18 protein-coding genes and 1 pseudogene are annotated in these 18,773 nt (G+C 58.8%); 8 read left to right on the forward strand and 11 right to left on the reverse strand.

Annotation, left to right across the window (positions count from 1 at the left end):
* The first annotated feature begins 2 nt into the window (after positions 1 to 2).
* Positions 3 to 647 carry an orotate phosphoribosyltransferase gene (pyrE, locus tag F8N12_RS07765; RefSeq protein WP_150579934.1) on the forward strand — a complete coding sequence of 215 codons (645 nt, stop codon included), beginning with the start codon at positions 3 to 5 and terminating at the stop codon, positions 645 to 647.
* Positions 648 to 768: 121 nt separating this feature from the next.
* On the opposite strand, the gene F8N12_RS07770 is transcribed toward pyrE, so the two are convergent.
* The 5 genes and pseudogenes from F8N12_RS07770 to coaBC form a co-directional block, all read right to left on the reverse strand.
* Positions 769 to 975, reverse strand: coding sequence for a hypothetical protein (locus F8N12_RS07770; RefSeq protein ID WP_150579935.1), 207 nt, complete (start codon positions 973 to 975; stop codon positions 769 to 771).
* A gap of 192 nt (positions 976 to 1,167) precedes the next feature.
* Complete coding sequence (gene argB, locus F8N12_RS07775) at positions 1,168 to 2,073, reverse strand: acetylglutamate kinase (RefSeq protein ID WP_150579936.1); 906 nt, start codon at positions 2,071 to 2,073, stop codon at positions 1,168 to 1,170.
* Positions 2,074 to 2,112: 39 nt separating this feature from the next.
* A pseudogene (locus F8N12_RS07780) lies at positions 2,113 to 3,516 on the reverse strand (phosphomannomutase/phosphoglucomutase); the annotation flags it as partial.
* Between the two features lie 308 nt (positions 3,517 to 3,824).
* A complete protein-coding gene (dut, locus tag F8N12_RS07785; RefSeq protein WP_150579938.1) occupies positions 3,825 to 4,280 on the reverse strand; it encodes a dUTP diphosphatase in 456 nt (151 codons plus the stop codon).
* Positions 4,281 to 4,285: 5 nt separating this feature from the next.
* Entirely contained in the window at positions 4,286 to 5,494 is a 1,209-nt protein-coding gene (coaBC, locus tag F8N12_RS07790; RefSeq protein ID WP_150579939.1) for a bifunctional phosphopantothenoylcysteine decarboxylase/phosphopantothenate--cysteine ligase CoaBC, read from the reverse strand.
* 135 nt (positions 5,495 to 5,629) lie between these two features.
* Between coaBC and radC the strand changes: the two genes are divergently transcribed.
* Positions 5,630 to 6,304 (forward strand): RadC family protein, encoded by a 675-nt coding sequence (gene radC / locus F8N12_RS07795; protein ID WP_150579940.1) that lies wholly within the window; start codon positions 5,630 to 5,632, stop codon positions 6,302 to 6,304.
* Between the two features lie 87 nt (positions 6,305 to 6,391).
* Here the strand turns inward: radC and F8N12_RS07800 are convergent, their stop codons facing one another.
* Positions 6,392 to 7,981, reverse strand: a complete 1,590-nt coding sequence (locus F8N12_RS07800) for an ABC transporter substrate-binding protein (protein WP_150579941.1) — start codon at positions 7,979 to 7,981, stop codon at positions 6,392 to 6,394.
* A gap of 445 nt (positions 7,982 to 8,426) precedes the next feature.
* Between F8N12_RS07800 and rpmB the strand changes: the two genes are divergently transcribed.
* The gene (rpmB, locus tag F8N12_RS07805) at positions 8,427 to 8,660 is read left to right on the forward strand and encodes a 50S ribosomal protein L28 (protein WP_007894701.1); all 234 of its coding nucleotides are present in this window, start codon (positions 8,427 to 8,429) and stop codon (positions 8,658 to 8,660) included.
* 11 nt (positions 8,661 to 8,671) lie between these two features.
* On the forward strand, positions 8,672 to 8,827 hold the full coding sequence (gene rpmG, locus F8N12_RS07810) for a 50S ribosomal protein L33 (protein ID WP_007894709.1): 156 nt from the start codon (positions 8,672 to 8,674) through the stop codon (positions 8,825 to 8,827).
* 205 nt (positions 8,828 to 9,032) lie between these two features.
* On the opposite strand, the gene F8N12_RS07815 is transcribed toward rpmG, so the two are convergent.
* Positions 9,033 to 9,395 carry a cupin domain-containing protein gene (locus F8N12_RS07815; RefSeq protein ID WP_150579942.1) on the reverse strand — a complete coding sequence of 121 codons (363 nt, stop codon included), beginning with the start codon at positions 9,393 to 9,395 and terminating at the stop codon, positions 9,033 to 9,035.
* A gap of 249 nt (positions 9,396 to 9,644) precedes the next feature.
* Here F8N12_RS07815 and F8N12_RS07820 point away from each other — a divergent pair, with 249 nt between their 5' ends.
* Positions 9,645 to 11,138: an aldehyde dehydrogenase gene (locus F8N12_RS07820; RefSeq protein ID WP_150579943.1), complete on the forward strand. Its 1,494-nt coding sequence runs from the start codon at positions 9,645 to 9,647 to the stop codon at positions 11,136 to 11,138.
* Positions 11,139 to 11,298: 160 nt separating this feature from the next.
* Positions 11,299 to 12,441 (forward strand): MFS transporter, encoded by a 1,143-nt coding sequence (locus tag F8N12_RS07825; RefSeq protein WP_150579944.1) that lies wholly within the window; start codon positions 11,299 to 11,301, stop codon positions 12,439 to 12,441.
* Positions 12,442 to 12,526: 85 nt separating this feature from the next.
* Here the strand turns inward: F8N12_RS07825 and F8N12_RS07830 are convergent, their stop codons facing one another.
* Positions 12,527 to 14,089 carry a phospholipase D family protein gene (locus tag F8N12_RS07830; RefSeq protein WP_150579945.1) on the reverse strand — a complete coding sequence of 521 codons (1,563 nt, stop codon included), beginning with the start codon at positions 14,087 to 14,089 and terminating at the stop codon, positions 12,527 to 12,529.
* Between the two features lie 59 nt (positions 14,090 to 14,148).
* Positions 14,149 to 15,582, reverse strand: coding sequence for a PLP-dependent aminotransferase family protein (locus tag F8N12_RS07835; RefSeq protein WP_150579946.1), 1,434 nt, complete (start codon positions 15,580 to 15,582; stop codon positions 14,149 to 14,151).
* A 179-nt stretch (positions 15,583 to 15,761) separates the two neighbouring features.
* Between F8N12_RS07835 and F8N12_RS07840 the strand changes: the two genes are divergently transcribed.
* Positions 15,762 to 16,007: a DUF1127 domain-containing protein gene (locus F8N12_RS07840; protein ID WP_150579947.1), complete on the forward strand. Its 246-nt coding sequence runs from the start codon at positions 15,762 to 15,764 to the stop codon at positions 16,005 to 16,007.
* A gap of 275 nt (positions 16,008 to 16,282) precedes the next feature.
* On the opposite strand, the gene F8N12_RS07845 is transcribed toward F8N12_RS07840, so the two are convergent.
* Positions 16,283 to 17,575: an NAD(P)/FAD-dependent oxidoreductase gene (locus F8N12_RS07845; RefSeq protein WP_150579948.1), complete on the reverse strand. Its 1,293-nt coding sequence runs from the start codon at positions 17,573 to 17,575 to the stop codon at positions 16,283 to 16,285.
* A gap of 144 nt (positions 17,576 to 17,719) precedes the next feature.
* Here F8N12_RS07845 and F8N12_RS07850 point away from each other — a divergent pair, with 144 nt between their 5' ends.
* Positions 17,720 to 18,073 carry a YkgJ family cysteine cluster protein gene (locus F8N12_RS07850; protein WP_150579949.1) on the forward strand — a complete coding sequence of 118 codons (354 nt, stop codon included), beginning with the start codon at positions 17,720 to 17,722 and terminating at the stop codon, positions 18,071 to 18,073.
* Between the two features lie 110 nt (positions 18,074 to 18,183).
* Here the strand turns inward: F8N12_RS07850 and F8N12_RS07855 are convergent, their stop codons facing one another.
* Positions 18,184 to 18,672: an Lrp/AsnC ligand binding domain-containing protein gene (locus tag F8N12_RS07855; protein WP_003177284.1), complete on the reverse strand. Its 489-nt coding sequence runs from the start codon at positions 18,670 to 18,672 to the stop codon at positions 18,184 to 18,186.
* Positions 18,673 to 18,773: the final 101 nt, after the last annotated feature.

An 18,773-nucleotide genomic window follows, 5' to 3' on the forward strand; every position in this document is an offset into this window, starting at 1 on the left:
TCATGCAGGCGTATCAGCGCGATTTCATTCGTTTTGCCATCGATCGCGGCGTTTTGCGCTTCGGTGAGTTCACCCTGAAGTCCGGACGCAACAGTCCCTACTTCTTCAATGCCGGCCTTTTCAACAGCGGTTCTGCACTGGCGCAGCTGGGTCGGTTTTATGCAGCGGCGATCGCCGACAGCGGTATCTCGTTCGACGTTTTGTTCGGCCCGGCATACAAAGGCATCCCTTTGGCGGCGACCACTGCGGTTGCGCTGGCTGAACATCACGACCGTGACCTGCCATGGTGCTTCAACCGCAAGGAAGCCAAGGCCCACGGCGAAGGTGGCAGCCTCGTTGGAGCGCCTTTGACCGGCAATGTGCTGATCATCGACGACGTGATCACCGCCGGGACAGCGATTCGCGAAGTCATGCAGATCATCGCCTCTCAGGATGGTGCGAAAGCGGCGGGCGTGCTGATTGCGCTCAACCGTCAGGAGCGTGGCAACGGCGAATTGTCGGCCATTCAGGAAGTGGAACGCGACTTCGGCATACCGGTAGTGAGCATTGTGTCGCTGAACCAGGTGCTAGAATTCCTCGCGGATGATCCGCAGCTCAAGCAGCATCTGCCTGCCGTGGAAGCTTACCGCGCTCAGTTCGGCGTTTGACCCCGTAGGCAGCGGCTTGCTGGCGATCCACTGCAACGTGGCACGCCGTGCCCTATAAAAAGACCCCGCTCAGTCAGGCTGAGCGGGGTCTTTTATTTTCCATTGGCCGGCGTTGTGTCAGTCAGCTTTTATTCGGATACGGGTCGCTCACGGCGTCGCCCTGGCCGGTCAGGACTCTCCACCCATTGAGCTTGTGGATCTTCTTTTTATGCTGTGGGCATGGTGGGATCGAGGTTTTTGCCTGATTCGTATACAGCTCTCCGCAGTCGACACATTCAAAGGTGCCTGCAGAAACATCACTGCCGTAAGGAACGTAATCTTTTTGCATGAGGTAGATCTCCTGTGGATTCACGGAAGATCCTATGCGGATTAATACTGACAGGATGTCGGACGTTTCGCTGTATCGGGTACGACGTTTCCGGCGCGCACAAAAAGATCGCAGACTTCGTCAGATCCTACGGAATATTCGTACATCCGTGGGGGTGCTGGCGAAGCTGCGAACTATTTTGAAGCGCTAGAATCAGTGACGCTTGCGGTTGCTGATCAATGTACCCACGCCGGTGTCAGTGAAGATCTCCAGCAGAATCGCATTCGGCACTCGACCATCAATGATCAACGCGCTTCCCACGCCGCCCTGTACCGCTTCCAGCGCGCAGCGGATCTTCGGCAACATGCCGCCGTAGATCGTGCCATCGGCAATCAGCTCGTCGACCTGCTGGGTGGTCAGGCCGGTCAAGACCGTGCCTTGCTTGTCCATCAGGCCGGCAATGTTGGTCAGCAGCATCAACTTTTCGGCCTTCAAGGCTTCGGCTACTTTACCGGCCACCAAATCGGCGTTGATGTTGTACGACTCGCCGTTGGCGCCGACGCCAATCGGCGCGATCACCGGGATGAAGTCGCCTTTGACCAACAGGTTCAGCAGATCGGTATTGATCCCGACCACTTCACCCACTTGCCCGATGTCGATGATTTCCGGTTGCGTCATCTCCGGCGTCTGACGGGTCACGGTGAGCTTTTTCGCACGAATCAGCTCGGCGTCTTTGCCGGTCAGGCCGATGGCGCTTCCGCCATGGCGGTTGATCAGGTTAACGATGTCTTTGTTGACCTGGCCGCCAAGAACCATTTCCACCACGTCCATGGTCTGCGCGTCGGTGACGCGCATGCCATCGATGAAATGGCTCTCGATCGATAGACGCTTGAGCAGGTCGCCGATTTGCGGGCCGCCACCGTGAACGACAACCGGGTTGATGCCCACGGCCTTCATCAGCACGATGTCGCGGGCGAAACCGGTTTTCAGCTCCTCGCTTTCCATAGCGTTGCCGCCGTATTTGATCACCAGCGTCTTGCCGACATAGCGTCGGATGTAAGGCAGCGCTTCGGACAGGACCTTGGCGGTGTTGGCGGCGGCTTCGCGTTCGAGGGTCATTCAGGGCTCCGGCACTTCGATAAAAGGCGCTTCAATAAATCAAAACGGTAATTGGAGATCAGGTGCAACACGCTTCAACTGGACGGTGAAAACGTCCTTGATGCGCTGCAATTCCGCCTCGTCATCAGCCTCGAAACGCAATACCAGCACCGGTGTGGTGTTGGAAGCGCGCACCAGGCCCCAACCTTTGGCGTAGTCGACTCGCACGCCGTCAATGGTGGTCAGCTCGGCGCCTTCGCCCCATTGCGCGTCGTGCAGTGCAGCAATGATGCTGAATTTGCTCTCTTCGGTCACATGGATATTGATTTCCGGCGTAGAAATATCGTTCGGGAAGGTGGCGAATAGCTCTTCTGCGGAGGATTTTTCCTTGCTGAGGATTTCCAGCAATCGTGCGGCGCTGTAAATGCCGTCGTCGAAGCCGAACCAGCGTTCCTTGAAGAAAATGTGCCCGCTCATTTCCCCGGCCAGTAACGCGCCGGTTTCTTTCATCTTCTTTTTGATCAACGAGTGGCCGGTCTTCCACATCAGCGGCCGACCGCCATATTCCTTGATCAGTGGCGTCAGGCGGCGGGTGCATTTGACGTCGAAGATGATTTCCGCGTCGGGGTTGCGCGCCACCACATCGCGGGCGAACAGCATCAGCAGACGGTCCGGATAAACGATGCTGCCGGTGTTGGTCACCACGCCTACGCGGTCGCCGTCGCCGTCGAAGGCCAGGCCGATGTCGGCGTTGGTTTCCTTGACCTTGGCGATCAGGTCGACGAGGTTTTCAGGCTTGCCCGGATCCGGATGGTGATTCGGGAAGTTGCCGTCGACCTCGCAGAACAACGGGATGACTTCGCAGTTCAGCGCTTCGATCAGTTGCGGGGCGATCACACCGGCCGCGCCATTGCCACAGTCGACCACGACTTTGAGGCGGCGGGCCAGTTTGATGTCCTGGACGATTTCCGTGTTGTAGCGGTCGAGGATCTCGACCTTGGTGATGCTGCCCGGGCCGCTGCTCAGGTTGTTGGTCTTGAGGCGATCGTGCAGGGCCTGGATCTGTTCATTGGCCAAGGTGTCGCCGGCGATGACGATCTTGAAGCCGTTGTAGTTCGATGGGTTGTGGCTGCCGGTAAGCATGACCCCGGATTTGCCGGCCAGAACGTTGGCGGCGTAGTACAACGCAGGTGTCGGCACCAGACCGACATCGCTGACGTGGCATCCGGCTTCGGCCAGGCCCTTGATCAACTGCTCGACCAGCTCAGGACCGGAAAGACGGCCATCGCGACCTACGCTAACGTTCGGTTCGCCTTGGGACAAGCTCTGTGCGCCGATAGCGCGACCGAGCCAGTAGGCGGTTTCAGCATTCAGGAATTCCGGGACGGTGCCGCGGATGTCGTAGGCGCGGAAGATGCTGTCAGGAAACGTCGGTGCGACCGTAGCGGGGGTGCTCATCAGGGGAAATGCTCCATCTTGAAAGTGGCTGGACGGGACCGCGATACAGTCGCGGGCCGGCTCAAACTGAAGGGTATGACGGCGTTTTCCCCAGAGAGTTCGTGGTGCGAAAAGGCCATGCCCCCGGTTTCAGCGAGCATTTGGCCGGCCAATCCCCTGATTTTCGAAGCTAAAACGGTCGCTGATGCTGGCGCAATTTTTGTGGCAAGAGAGCTTCGCCTGTAGGAGCTGCCTACAGCGGCGATCTTTTGATTTTCGATTTCAAGAAAAGATCACAGCCTTCGGCAGCTCCTACAAGGAGGCCATCTATCGGATCAATGGCTGCCGGAATGCCCAAAGCCGCCGGCGCCGCGCTCGGTTTCGACGAACTCTTCAACCATTTCGAAATGCGCCTGGACCACCGGAACCAACACCAGCTGCGCCAGCCGTTCGCCGATTTCGAGGGTGAAATCCTTGTCGCTGCGGTTCCAGCACGAGACCATCAACGGCCCCTGATAATCCGAATCGATCAGGCCGACCAGGTTACCCAGCACAATGCCGTGTTTATGGCCAAGACCGGATCGCGGCAGGATCAGCGCGGCGAGACCCGGATCACCAATGTAGACGGACAGGCCGGTTGGAATCAGCAAGGTTTCACCAGGCTTGATGACGGTGTCTTTTTCCAGCATGGCGCGCAGATCGAGGCCTGCTGAACCGGGAGTGGCGTACTGCGGCAACGGAAACTCGCTGCCGATGCGTGGATCAAGGATCTTGGCTTGCAAAGCGTGCATGTAAATTAAACCTGGTTCAGACGGTCGGCGATAAAAGTGACCAGCTGGCGAGCAATTTTGCTCTTGCTGGTCTGGGCGAAAAGTGTGGCGTGCAACTGGCGGTCGATCACGCTGAAAGCGTTCTCTTCGCTGTTAAAGCCAATACTCGGATTGGCGACGTCGTTAGCGACGATCAGGTCGAGATTCTTGTCCTTCAGCTTACGCGCAGCGTAATCGAGCAGGTGCTCGGTTTCTGCAGCGAAGCCGACACTGAACGGTCGGTCGGGGCGAGTGGCGATGGTGGCCAGTATGTCCGGGTTGCGGACCATTTGTAGCAACAAGCCGTCGCCGCTCGTAGGATCTTTCTTGAGTTTTTGCGGGGCGACGACTTCGGGTCGGTAGTCCGCAACCGCGGCCGAGGCAATGAACACATCGCAAGGGATCGCCGCCTCGCAAGCCGCGAGCATGTCGCGGGCGCTGACCACGTCGATACGGGTGACGCGATCCGGCGTCGGCAGGTGCACCGGGCCGGTGATCAGCGTGACGCGGGCGCCGGCTTCCACTGCCGCCTCGGCCAAGGCAAAGCCCATCTTGCCGGAACTGTGGTTGGTGATGTAACGCACCGGGTCGATGTTTTCCTGGGTCGGGCCGGCGGTGATCAGCACGTGTCTGCCGGTCAGTGCCTGGCGCTGGAAGCAATCGGCTGCGCACTGCGCAAGTTCGACGGCTTCAAGCATGCGACCAAATCCTACATCGCCACAGGCCTGGCTACCGGAGGCTGGGCCGAACACCTTGAGGGCGCGGCTTTCGAGGGTTTGCAGGTTGGCCTGGGTGGCCGGGTCGCGCCACATGGCCTGATTCATCGCCGGAGCTACCGCGACGATGGCGTCGGTGGCCAGTACCAGCGTGGTCAGTAAATCGTCGGCAATGCCTTGAGCCAGGCGCGCGAGCAAGTCCGCCGTCGCCGGGGCGATCAGCACCATGTCCGCCCACTTGGCCAGCTCGATGTGCCCCATGGCAGCTTCAGCGGCCGGGTCAAGCAGATCCAGATGCACCGGATGGCCGGACAATGCCTGCATGGTCAGCGGCGTGATGAACTCACTGCCGCCACGGGTCATGACCACGCGCACCTCGGCACCTTGATCGATCAGGCGGCGAACCAGGTCGGCGCTTTTGTAGGCAGCAATGCCGCCGCCGACGCCCAGAACGATGCGTTTCCGATACAGCCGTTGCATAGGTCTGCCTTTCATTTCGTTGATGACTGCAGGGCGATACCCCCTCCCCAGGAGTGAAATCGCTCGCAAAAAAGATGGGCTAAGATATCACAGCGACCGCAACGGAACAGCGGCGCCCACAGACAGGGAGGTGCTATGAGTATTCGTGACTGGCCGACAGCTGAGCGGCCGCGGGAAAGGTTGTTGGAGTTAGGCTCGGCAAGCCTTTCGGACGCCGAATTGCTGGCGATTTTTTTGAGAACGGGTGTGTCGGGCAAAAGTGCTGTCGATCTGGCGCGTCATTTGCTGAGTCAATTTGGTGGTCTGCGCTCCCTGATGGAGGCCGATCAACAGGCGTTCAGCCAGCAGCTAGGGCTTGGCCCAGCGAAATTTGCCCAGTTGCAGGCCGTTCTGGAAATGGGCCGGCGCCATCTGGCCGAGCGTGCGCGACATAAATCTGCGCTGGAAAACCCACAGGCCGTTCGTGACTACCTGAAGTCGATGCTGCGCCACGAGCCGCATGAGGTTTTCGGTTGCCTTTTTCTGGATTCCAGGCATCAGGTATTGACGTTCGAGGCGCTATTTCGTGGTTCGATTGACTGTACGAGCGTGCATCCCCGTCAGGTGGTCAAGCGTGCGCTGGCGCATAACGCTGCGGCCGTAATCCTTTGCCACAACCATCCTTCGGGCAACTCCAATCCCAGTGAAGCGGATCGCACGTTGACCAGGCGCCTGCGAGATGCGCTGGACTTGATCGATGTGCGGGTGCTCGACCATTTCATCGTCGGCGATGGTGAGCCATTGTCCATGGCCGAGCATGGGTGGATGTGAACGAGGAGCAGCTTCAAGCTTCAAGCTTCAAGCTTCAAGCGCCAAGTCAAAGCAGTACGGGGACTGCCCTGGCTTGTCGCTTGCAGCTTAAGGCTTGAGGCTCACCCGGGCATAATCCTGCCGTCCAAACGGACTGACCGAATAGCCTTGCACTTCTTTGCGCATCAGCGCAAATGCAGTCGGATGGGCCAGCGGCAACCACAGTGCCTGCTGCTGGATCTGCGCCTGAGCCTGCTCATAGAGCTTGGTGCGCACGCCTTGTTCGGAAGTCGTCTTGCCGGCACTGATCAGTTTGTCCAGGTCCTGGTTGCAATAACGAGCGAAGTTGGTGCCCGACTTGACCGCAGCGCAGGAAAACTGCGGTGTGAGGAAATTGTCGGGGTCACCGTTGTCGCCCGCCCAGCCCATGAACAGCAAATCGTGCTCGCCGGCCTTGGCGCGACGGATCACCTCGCCCCATTCGATCACGCGAATCTCGGCCTGAATGCCGATTTCCGCCAGGTCCGATTGCAGCATCTGCGCGCCGAGGCTCGGGTTGGGATTCAACAGGCTGCCGGACGGCCGGGTCCAGATGGTGGTCTGAAAACCATCTTGCAAACCGGCTTTCGCCATCAGCGTCCTGGCTTTTTCCAAATCATAGGCATAACCCGGCAAGCCTTTGGCGTAGCTCCAGGTATTGGGCGGGTAGGGACCGCTGGCTGGCCTGGCGGTATCTTCGAAGACTGCTTTGACGTAGTTGGCCTTGTCGAACGCCAGGTTGATTGCCTGCCGAACTTCCGGCTTGTCCAGCGGTGGATGCTGGCTATTGATGGCGACGAACGCGGTCATGAAGGCGTCAGTCTTTTCTACTTTCAGCGTCGGTTCTTTCAAGGCGGACTGTACGTCCAGCGGCTTCGGTGAGAGCGCGATCTGACACTCGTTACGGCGCAGCTTTTGTAGGCGCACGTTGGCGTCCGGCGTGATCGCGAAGATCAGCGGATCCACTGTCGGCTTGCCGCGGAAGTAGTCCGGGTTGGCCTTGTAGCGAACAGAGGCATCTTTCTGAAAGCGCGTGAAGATGAAAGGACCGCTGCCAATCGGATGGCTGTTGAGTTTTTCCGGCGTTCCGGCCTTCATCAGTTTGTCTGCGTATTCGGCAGAGTAGATCGAGGCAAAGCCCATGCTGAGCGTGGGCAGGAACGTCGAGTCGGGGTGGTCCAGTGTGAAGCGCACGGTCAATGGGTCGAGTGCATCGATTTTCTTGATCAGTGCCGGTAACTGCATCGATTGCGCGTGCGGAAAGCCGCTCTGGGCCACTTTGTGCCACGGGTTGGCTGGATCAAGCATTCGATCGAAGCTGAACTTCACGTCCTCGGCAGTCAGTTCGCGGGACGGACTGAAATAGTCGGTACGGTGGAATTTCACCTGCGGATGCAATTTGAAGACATATGTCAGCCCGTCGGCAGACACTTCCCAACTGTCCGCGAGCGCGGCGACGACTTTGCCAGTGGCTGTATCGAAGTCCACAAGGCGGTTCATCAGCACATCGGCCGAGGCATTGGTAGTGGTTAGCGAGTTGTATTGCACCACGTCGAACCCTTCAGGGCTGGCCTCGGTGCAGACACTCAGCGCGGCCGCGTGCGCGAATGGGCCAAGCAGGAGAGGGGCGAGTAACAGCGGTAGGGCAGCGAGGCGCATGGTCGGATTCCTTTACAGATCGAAGGCCCATCTGCAAGTGCAGTCTGGAAAAGGCTTACCCTAGTGGGCTCTTTTGCAAATGACTATCCCTCTTTTCAATTAAAGCGGACTATACGCCACTGTTTTCGGTGCAAGGGTGTTGATGCAACTGCAAATGGGTCAGCTGACTGATTCTCTGCGACGAGCGGTCGGCATCGCCGCCAGCCTTTATTCAAGGCGTCTGGAGGCAGTTAATCACGGTTTTTGCTGATTCTGCTCGCACCTGTTGTTGTTGCAATGCAGTCTTTCTGGTATAAAGCAGCGCTCTTTTCTAGGGGCCCGGTTCCTTCACTGTAGGTGTAGCCGGTAAGACCTCTAAAGAAACGCGGCGCCTGGCGCCAAATGACTGAGAGATTAAGCGGCCAACCCATGCCGGGTTGGGCATGTGGTTTTAGAGGGCTGAGGCATGTCGAGAGTATGTCAAGTTACCGGTAAGGGTCCGGTGACTGGGAATAACATTTCCCACGCAAACAACAAAACCCGTCGTCGTTTCCTGCCGAACCTGCAGCATCACCGCTTCTGGGTTGAAGAAGAGAAACGTTTCGTGCGTCTGCGCGTATCTGCCAAAGGCATGCGTATCATCGACAAGCGTGGCATCACTGTCGTGCTGGCCGAAATCCGCAAAGCCGGCAAGATCTAAGGGAGCTAATCATGCGTGAATTGATTCGTTTGATTTCGAGCGCCGGTACTGGTCACTTCTACACTACCGACAAGAACAAGCGTACTACTCCGGACAAAATCGAGATCAAGAAATTTGATCCGGTTGTTCGCAAGCACGTGATCTACAAGGAAGGCAAAATCAAGTAATTGATTTTTCCCTCTTACAAAAAAGGCCCGTATCGCGAGATACGGGCCTTTTTTGTTGCCGGTGATGTGATGCCTTTCAGGGCCTCTTCGCGAGCAAGCCCGCTCCCACAGTGGATTGTCGCGGGACACGCACCTTGTGTTCACTGATATTCCAATGTGGGAGCGGGCTTGCTCGCGAAGGGGCCAGGTCAAACAACACCAAACCTCAAACCTTCTGTTCAAACGCCACATAAATCTTGCGGCACGGCTCCAGCACTTCCCACGTGCCCCGGAACCCGCTCGGGATCACAAAGCGATCGCCGGCGCGCACGGTTTTGCTGTTGCCGTCGTTATCGCGCAGCACTGAAACGCCCTGAACGATCTCGCAGTATTCATGCTCGGTAAAATTCACGTGCCACTGGCCCACGGCGCCTTCCCATACGCCAGCATTCAACTGGCCGCACGGGCTGTTGTAGTGGTTGTACACGGTTTGCTCGGGATCGCCCTTGAGAATTTTTGCCTGATCCGGCCGGTAGCGTTCAGGCTCCGTAGTAGCCTGGCTGAAGTCGACGATGTCCTGGATGCTCATGTGTTGTCATACCCCGTGATTGCGGCGCGAGTGGCTGAAATGGTCTTGAATTGTCCGAAGTCTATGTTTATTAAAATGAACACCGCAAGGCTGTTTGCCGACCTTATGTCAAATATATTGATACAACCCCGGGCTGTGGTTTAGGGTGGCGGTTGCCTTGCGCCGAAATTCAGGCTGGCCGGGCAGAATCGCCGGGAACGTCCGCGAAGAACGCGGAGCGCTCGTATTCAACTGAAGGAGGACACCCGCATGACCACCCTGACTCGTGCCGATTGGGAGCAACGGGCTCGCGATCTGAAGATCGAAGGCCGCGCCTATATCAATGGCGAATACACCGATGCCCTTTCCAGCGAGACCTTCGAATGCATCAGCCCGGTCGATGGCCGTCTGCTCGGCAAGATTGCCAGCTGCAACGCCGCCGACGCCCAGCGCGCTGTTGAAAACGCTCGCGCTACGTTCAATTCCGGAGCCTGGTCGCGCCTGGCGCCGAGCAAACGCAAGGCCACTATGATTCGTTTCGCCGGCCTGCTGAAAGAGCATGCCGAAGAGCTCGCGCTGCTTGAAACACTCGACATGGGCAAGCCGATCAGTGACTCGCTGTACATCGACGTTCCCGGCGCGGCGCAAGCCCTGAGCTGGAGCGGTGAGGCCATCGACAAGATTTACGACGAAGTGGCTGCTACCCCGCACGATCAGTTGGGCCTGGTTACCCGCGAGCCAGTCGGCGTAGTCGGCGCGATCGTGCCGTGGAACTTCCCGCTGATGATGGCCTGCTGGAAACTCGGGCCGGCATTGTCCACCGGTAATTCGGTGATCCTCAAACCGTCGGAAAAATCACCGCTGACCGCCATCCGCATCGCCGCGCTGGCCGTTGAGGCCGGTATCCCGAAAGGCGTATTGAACGTGTTGCCGGGTTACGGTCACACGGTCGGCAAGGCGTTGGCACTGCACAATGATGTCGACACCTTGGTGTTCACCGGTTCGACCAAGATCGCCAAGCAACTGCTGATCTACTCCGGTGAGTCGAACATGAAGCGCGTCTGGCTTGAAGCCGGCGGCAAGAGCCCGAATATTGTTTTCGCCGACGCCCCGGATCTGCAAGCGGCGGCAGAAGCGGCCGCTGGGGCTATCGCTTTCAACCAGGGCGAGGTCTGCACCGCCGGTTCGCGTCTGCTGGTCGAGCGTTCGATCAAAGACACCTTCCTGCCGCTGGTGATCGAAGCGTTGAAAACCTGGAAGCCGGGCAACCCGCTGGACCCGGAAACCAACGTGGGTGCGCTGGTGGACACGCAGCAAATGAATACCGTGCTCTCGTACATTGAGTCCGGCCATACCGATGGCGCCAAACTGGTCGCCGGTGGCAAGCGCACACTGCAGGACACCGGTGGCACTTACGTCGAGCCAACGATTTTCGACGGCGTGACTAACGCGATGAAGATCGCTCAGGAAGAAATCTTTGGCCCGGTACTGTCGGTCATTGCCTTCGATACCGCCGAGGAAGCCATCCAGATCGCCAATGACACGCCTTACGGCCTGGCGGCAGCGGTGTGGACCAAGGACATTTCCAAGGCTCACCTGACCGCTCGGGCTCTGCGCGCCGGTAGCGTGTGGGTCAATCAATACGATGGCGGTGACATGACCGCGCCGTTTGGTGGTTTCAAACAGTCCGGCAACGGTCGCGATAAATCTCTGCACGCGTTCGACAAGTACACCGAGCTGAAGGCGACCTGGATCAAGCTGTAAGTCATACAGCCAGAGATCCCCTGTGGGAGCGGGCTTGCTCGCGAAGGCGCTGTAACAGTCAACGATGGTGTTGGATGTGACGGCCTTTTCGCGAGCAAGCCCGCTCCCACATTTGTTTTGTGGCGTGACTGAAAAATAACAATCCACAGGAGCGTGGAACATGCGTTGGGCGACTTATTTCGCCGTGTTGGCATCTGTCTTGAGCGTGGGCCTGGCGTTGGGCGTCAGCATGCCGCTAGTGTCGTTTCGTCTGGAAGGCTGGGGTTACGGCTCATTTGCTATCGGTGTAATGGCCGCGATGCCGGCGATTGGCGTGCTGGTGGGCGCGAAGATCTCCAGTCATCTGGCTGCAAAATTCGGCACTGCGAACCTGATGCGTCTGTGCTTGTGGGCCGGCGCGTTGTCCATCGGCTTGCTCGCATTGTTGCCAAGTTATCCGGTGTGGCTGCTGCTGCGCTTGATGATCGGGGTGATTCTGACGCTCGTGTTCATTCTCGGCGAAAGCTGGATCAACCAACTGGTGGTCGAGCAATGGCGCGGCCGATTGGTGGCGTTGTATGGCAGCAGTTACGCGCTGAGTCAGTTAGCCGGACCTCTCCTGTTGGGTGTGTTGGGTACCGATCACGATTACGGATTCTGGGTCGGCGTGGTGTTGTTGCTGACAGCGCCGCTGCTGTTGCTGGGTCGCAGTGGCGCGCCGAGCAGCGAAGCCTGCAGCGTGACGTTCAGCGATCTGCTGGGGTTCTGTCGGGGCCTGCCGGCGATTGCATGGGCGGTGTCGTTGTTTGCCGCGTTCGAGGCGATGATCCTGACCTTGCTGCCGGTGTACTGCCTGCGCCAGGGCTTCAGCACCGACATCGCCTTGGCGATGGTCAGCACGGTGGTGGTCGGCGATGCCTTGCTGCAATTACCGATAGGGGCACTGGCGGATCGACTTTCGCGGCGCACGCTGTTCACCGGTTGTGCGGTGATCCTGCTGGTGTCGAGCCTGGCCATCCCGTTGCTGATCGACACGCTGATGATCTGGCCGCTGTGGGTGTTGTTCGGCGCGAGTGCCGGTGGACTGTTCACCCTGTCGCTGATTCTGATCGGCGAACGCTATCGCGACGACGCCCTGGTGCGCGCCAATGCGCACATTGCGCAGTTGTGGGGGATCGGTTGTCTGATCGGTCCGCTGGCCGCCGGTGCCGGCAGCCAGTGGATCAGCGGGCATGCGCTGCCGTTGTTGATGGCCGCCGGCGCGTTGGGGCTGGTCATTCTGCTGACCCGTCAGGGCGCGTTTGGCACCGTACAACCGGCATAACCTTGTAGCAGCTGGCGAAGCCTGCGTTTTGTAGCGCAGCCAGACGCAGGCTTCGCCAGCTGCTACGAAGGGGCGCGTTCGGGCGTTACAGCATCCGCTCCAGCCCGACCGCCGTGCTGAACCAGGCATTGAACCGGCGCCACATGCTTCCCGGCTCCCTGGTCAATGTGTGCATTTTGCCGTCGTCTTCAGTTACCCACACAACCTTGTCGTTCTCCAGTTTGACGTGATAACTCAGCGCCGGCGCCATACCTTCCATCGCGGCTCTGTGCACATGTGCAGCCAGTTCCGGGCTGTCCACCAGGACGCCGACTTCGGTGTTCCACAGCACTGAGCGCGGATCGAAGTTGAACGAGCCGATGAAGGATTTCTGCTGGTCGAAAATGATCGCTTTGCTGTGCAGGCTGGAATCGGAGCCCTTGAAGGATTTGCCGTAGAAGATCGGTCCGCTGCCGCCGCCTTCACCTGGCTGACGACGCAGCTCGTACAGTTTCACACCATGTTCCAGCAACGCCTTGCGATAGGGGGCATAACCGCCGTGCACGGCCGGAACGTCGGTGGCCTCCAGCGCATTGGTTAACAGGCTTACCGAGACCCCGGCATCAGCGCGGCCGGTCAGGTAGACCAGCCCCGGCTCTCCAGGAACAAAGTACGCCGAGATCAGCACCAGGTCCTTGCGCACCCCAGTCAGCTCTGGCGCCAATTGAGTCGTGAGCAGCAAGTGCGGGTCGGGTTCACCCTTCGACAAGACCTTGCTCGGCGCATCCCACAATGCCTGGTTCCAGGCCCAGATCAGCTCGCGGCGCCAGATGTCCATGCGCGGATTGGTGGTGAAGGTCATCAATTGCTGGTACAGCGCGTGATTCTGTTTGCGCGTTTCCTCCAGCGATTCTTCCAGACGCGCCCGGCTGACCTGCAGATCTTTCTGGGTCGGCTTGCTCGACAGGAATTCATCGATCGGTTTGCTCAGCGCGCTGTTCCAGTACTGATCGAAACTGTGGCCGAGTTGCTCGGCGACCGGGCCGATGCCGAGCATGTCGATGTCGGTAAAATTCAGGTTGGCCTCGGCATCGAAATATTCATCGCCCAGGTTACGCCCGCCGACGATGGCCGCGCTGTTGTCCGCCAGCCACAGCTTGTTGTGCATGCGCCGGTGTTGCAGCGACAGGTTTAACAGGCGGCCCATCGCCCGTGTGACACCCGTGGCGCGACCGAGATGCAGCGGATTGAACAGGCGAATCTGGATTTGCGGATGCGCCGCCAGCGTGCCGATGATCCAGTCCAGGCCATCGCTGGTGGTGTCGTCGAGGAGGATGCGCACGCGCACGCCACGGTCCGCGGCCTTGAGCAGCTCCTCCACCAGCATTCGCGTGCTGATGCCGTCGTGAACGATGTAGTACTGCAAGTCGAGGCTGCTTTGCGCGTTGCGAATCAGCTCGGCGCGGGCCGTGAAGGCTTCACTGCTGTTGGACAGCAGGCGGAATCCGGATTTGCCCTCGTACGGCGCGGCCTGGGCCTGAATCGAGCGACCGAATGCGGAATCGCTGGCAGGCAGCGCCTGACTCGGTTCACGTTGAACGTCGAAACTTGCGCAACCGCCAAGGCAGGCGAGAAGGAGGAGAGCAAGCAGGGGCTGTCTGAATCTCACGTAGGATTGTTCCGATTGGCGGCAGGTGTCGACATAGGACGCTGATTTCCCGATAAAGGTCAGTCCGTGAAGCTGTCAGTTTCCGCAAGCAATCTGATAGCTGCAGCGCCAACCTTGCGTACTGCTTCTTCGATCTGTGGAGTTGGTTTGGCAGCGTAGTTCATCCGCAGGCAATTGCGGTATTTGCCGGAGGCGGAAAAGATACTGCCGACGGCGATCTGCACACCCTGGTCATGCAGATCGCGATTGAGTTTCAGCGTGTCGAAACCCTCCGGCAATTCCACCCACAGCATGAAACTTCCTTGTGGGCGACTGGCGCGGGTGCCAGCCGGAAAGTAGCGGGTCACCCAGTCGATCATCACATCGCGATTGCGCTGGTACTGCGTGCGCATCCGTCGCAGATGCGGCTCGAAATGCCCGGCCTTGAGGAATTCAGCGATCGCGATCTGTGGTTGTGGGGCGGTGGAGCCGGTGCTGATGTATTTCATGTGCAGTACCCGCTCCAGATATCGGCCCGGCGCGACCCAGCCGATTCTCAGACCCGGCGCCAGGGTTTTGGAAAACGAACTGCACAGCAGCACTCGGCCGTCTTCATCGAAGGATTTGATCGTGCGCGGGCGCGGATAGGTGTAAGCCAGTTCGCCATACACATCGTCCTCGATGATCGCCACGTCGAACCGCTGGGCGAGTGTCAACAACGCGCGTTTGCGCGACTCCGGCATGATGTAGCCCAATGGATTGTTGCAGTTGGGGGTCAACTGTATGACTTTGATCGGCCACTGTTCGAGGGCCAGTTCCAGCGCATCCAGGCTGATGCCGGTGAGCGGGTCGGTGGGGATTTCCAGGGCTTTCATGTTCAGGCCTTTGAGCGTTTGCATGGCGCCATGAAAGCTCGGTGAATCGACGGCAACGATGTCGCCCGGTTCGCAAATCGCGCGCACGCTGGTGGATAGCGCTTCATGGCAGCCGGTAGTGATCACCAGGTCGTTGGCGGTCAACTGGCAGCCGGAGTCGAGCATCAACCGGGCGACCTGTTCGCGCAGTTCGAGTGTGCCGTGGATGTTGTCGTAATACAGGCCGGGCATGTCCTGCCGACGACTGATACGCGCCAGGTTGCGCAGCAGTGGCTTCATCGTTGGCGTCGTGATGTCCGGCATGCCGCGGCCCAGTTGCACCACATCTTTGCGCGGCACTGCGCGGATCAGCTCGAGCACCTGGTCCCACTGGGAAATGTCCACTGGTCGCTGGGCCGGGCGGCCGATGGCGGGCAGCTCGGGCAAGTCCCGGCTGACCGGGACGAAGTAGCCAGACTTCGGTTTCGGCATCGCCAGACCGCTGTCTTCCAGCACGCGATAGGCTTGCTGCACCGTGCTCAGGCTGACGCCGTGCTCCACGCTCAACGCCCGCACCGAGGGCAACCGGTCGCCGGGACGGTAGAAGCCTTGTTCGATCCGGGTACCGAGCAATTCGGCCAGGTTAACGTACAGGGTCATGATGCAGCCTCGGTGTGATTGAATCGAAAAACCAATACAGATCAACTAAAAAATCTCGATTCAGAGGTTAGCGCTGCCAATCTGTATGGAGTTAATACAATCTTTTTGAATCTGTAATGCTTTTCGCCGTGGACGCATCATGAAAGCTCTGGCTACCCATGTAAACAGGAGCAATCAAAATGAACGGCTTGAGCGATGTGCGGCTGACTTTACACAGTCAGGAACTGGCGGCAGGGCAGAAAAACGCCGCATGCGAGGCGATCATGCGCAACGCCCCGGCGGGCCTGAGTCGTTGGGGCCTGTTCTGGCATCGTCTGCACACACGTAAGGCGTTGCTGGACCTGACGCCCGAGCAGTTGAATGACGTTGGGTTGAGCCGCGAGCAAGCGCGGGAGGAGGGGTTGAAGCCTTTCTGGCGGATCTGATGTGCGCTGGGTCGTTCAGCGAATCGCGAGCAGGCTCGCTCCCACAGGCATTGGGTCGAACACAATGTTTGTGAATGACAGCAACCCTTGTGGGCAAGCGCGGGAGGAGGGGTTGAAGCCTTTCTGGCGGATCTGATGTGCGCTGGGTCGTTCAGCGAATCGCGAGCAGGCTCGCTCCCACAGGCATTGGGTCGAACACAAATGTTTGTGAATGACAGCAACCCTTGTGGGAGCGAGCCTGCTCGCGAAGACGTATGACCAGGCGCTGAGATCTGTCAGACCAACTCCTTCATCCGATGCCACAGCATCCCCAGCGCCAGTAGCGGCGAGCGCAAATGCTTGCCGCCCGGGAAGGTCATGTGCGGCACTTTCGCAAACAGATCAAACCCACCACTGTGCTGCCCGCTTATGGCTTCGGCCAATAGCTTGCCGGCCAGATGCGTGGCATTTACGCCGTGGCCGGAATAAGCCTGCGCGTAATACACATTCGGCTGGTCGTTGAGCCGGCCGATCTGCGGGAGACGGTTGGCCCCGATCCCGATCATCCCGCCCCACTGATAATCAATCTTGACGTCGGCAAGTTGCGGGAAGACTTCGAGCATCTTCGGCCGCATGTACGCAGCGATGTCTTTCGGATCACGTCCCGAGTAATGACAGGCGCCGCCAAACAACAAACGCCGATCCGCCGAAAGTCGGTAATAGTCCAGCGCCACTCGTTGGTCGCAGACCGCCATGTTCTGCGGCAGCAATGCGTGAGCCCGTTCTTCACTCAACGGTTCGGTGGCGATGATGTAGCTGCCGGCGGGCAATACTTTGCCGCTGAGTTCCGGGTTGAGCTGGTTGAGGTAGGCATTGCAGCCCAGCACCAGCGTTGTGGCGCGAACCGAGCCGCGAGCGGTGTGCACCTTGACCTGCGGGCCGTAGTCGATGCGGGTGACGGCGGATCCCTCAAACAGCTTTGCACCGAGTTGCTGCGCGGCAGCGGCCTCGCCCAAGGCCAGGTTCAACGGATGCAAATGCCCCGAGCCCATATCGATCAGGCCACCAACGTAGCGGTCGGAGCCAACCACTGTGCGCACCTCATGCGCTTGCAGCAATCGGGTTTCATATCGATAACCGAGGGTGCGCAGTTCTTCGGCGTCGTCGGCAAAGCCGTCCAGATCGCGAGGCTTGTTGGCGAGATCGCAGTAACCCCACGTCAGGTCGCAGGCGATCTGAAAACGCTCGACGCGTTGTCGGACTATTTCCACCGCTTCCAGCCCCATGAGTTTCATCTGACGCACACCGTTCGCACCGATCACGTTGGCGAACTGATCCAGGCCGTGGCCGACCCCGCGAATCAACTGCCCGCCGTTACGCCCGCTGGCGCCCCAGCCGATCTTGTGCGCCTCAAGCAGCACCACGCTGAGCCCGCGTTCACTCAGTTCCAGTGCTGTGTTCAACCCTGAAAAACCGCCGCCGACCACGCAGACATCGGCCACCACTTCGCCTTCGAGCATTGGCAGGTCAGGTTGCGGCAAGCTGCTCGCGGCGTAGTAAGAAGCGGTGTGCTCGGCACGGGGGTTCATGCGTCATCCTGATTTGGCTGTCTGGAAAATCTGACGGAGGATAAGCCGGACATTTCGACCCGGCAACACTGGTCGGTTTTGGCTGCATGGATCGGACCTTTTGCTGCACAATCACGCTCAATTTCGCTTTTGGTCACCGCTTCGATGAGCTGCAACCGTCAGATAATCCAAACGCTTCGGCAGCAGATTCCCTCGTTCGAGTGCGTGCCAGGCTGTCATGACTGTTGTGGGCCAGTGACAACCTCGCCCGAGGAGATGTCGCGCCTGCCGCGCAAGACCCGCGCCGAGCAGGACGCGGCGATGGATGAGCTCAACTGTGTGCATCTGGGGCCGAATGGCTGCACGGTGTATGACGAGCGCCCGCTGATCTGCAGACTGTTCGGCACCAGCAAAACCTTGCCATGCCCCAATGGCCGCGGGCCGGTGGAGCTGATTCATCCACGGGTGGAGAAGCAGATTCATGAGTACATGGCCGCCACCCGGCAGGTGCTCGTCTAGCGGTAGACCGAGTTGCCTGCCTTCGCGAGCAAGCCCGCTCCAACATGAAACGCATTCCAACTGTGGGAGCGGGCTTGCTCGCGAATAGGCCCTCAAAACCGACAACTGTCTCAATCCGGAATCGGCAAACTCAAGCTCTCTTTCACTTCTTCCATCACGATATAGCTCTTGGATTCGCGCACATGGGGCAGCTTGAGCAAGATATCGCCCAACAATTTGCGGTACGAAGCCATTTCGGAAATCCGCGCTTTTACCAGATAATCGAAATCCCCCGACACCAGATGACATTCCAGTACATGCGGCAGTTTCAGCACCGCGCGACGGAATTCTTCGAAAGTATCGCCGGATTTATAGTCAAGGCTGATCTCTACGAACACCAGCAGACTTCCCTTCAGGTGCTGCGGATTAAGCCGGGCGTTGTAGCCCATGATGATCCCTTCACGCTCCAGGCGGCGCACTCGCTCGGTGCAAGGCGTAGTCGAGAGCCCGACCTTTTCTCCCAGTTCGGTGAAAGAAATCCGTCCGTCCGCTTGCAGGATGCGCAGGATGTTGCGGTCGATCTTGTCCAGCTCACGTTTGGTCTGAGTGTTGGTCCGCATAGGGGATGCGCCTCCGTGAAAAGCGTTTTTGCCGAGAATTGTCGCCAAATATAGGTGCTTATATAGTGAAAAGCACTGGCTAATCTTTTTTACACTGCCCA

Source organism: Pseudomonas fluorescens (assembly GCF_902497625.1).
Taxonomy (GTDB): Bacteria; Pseudomonadota; Gammaproteobacteria; order Pseudomonadales; family Pseudomonadaceae; genus Aquipseudomonas; species Aquipseudomonas fluorescens_BQ.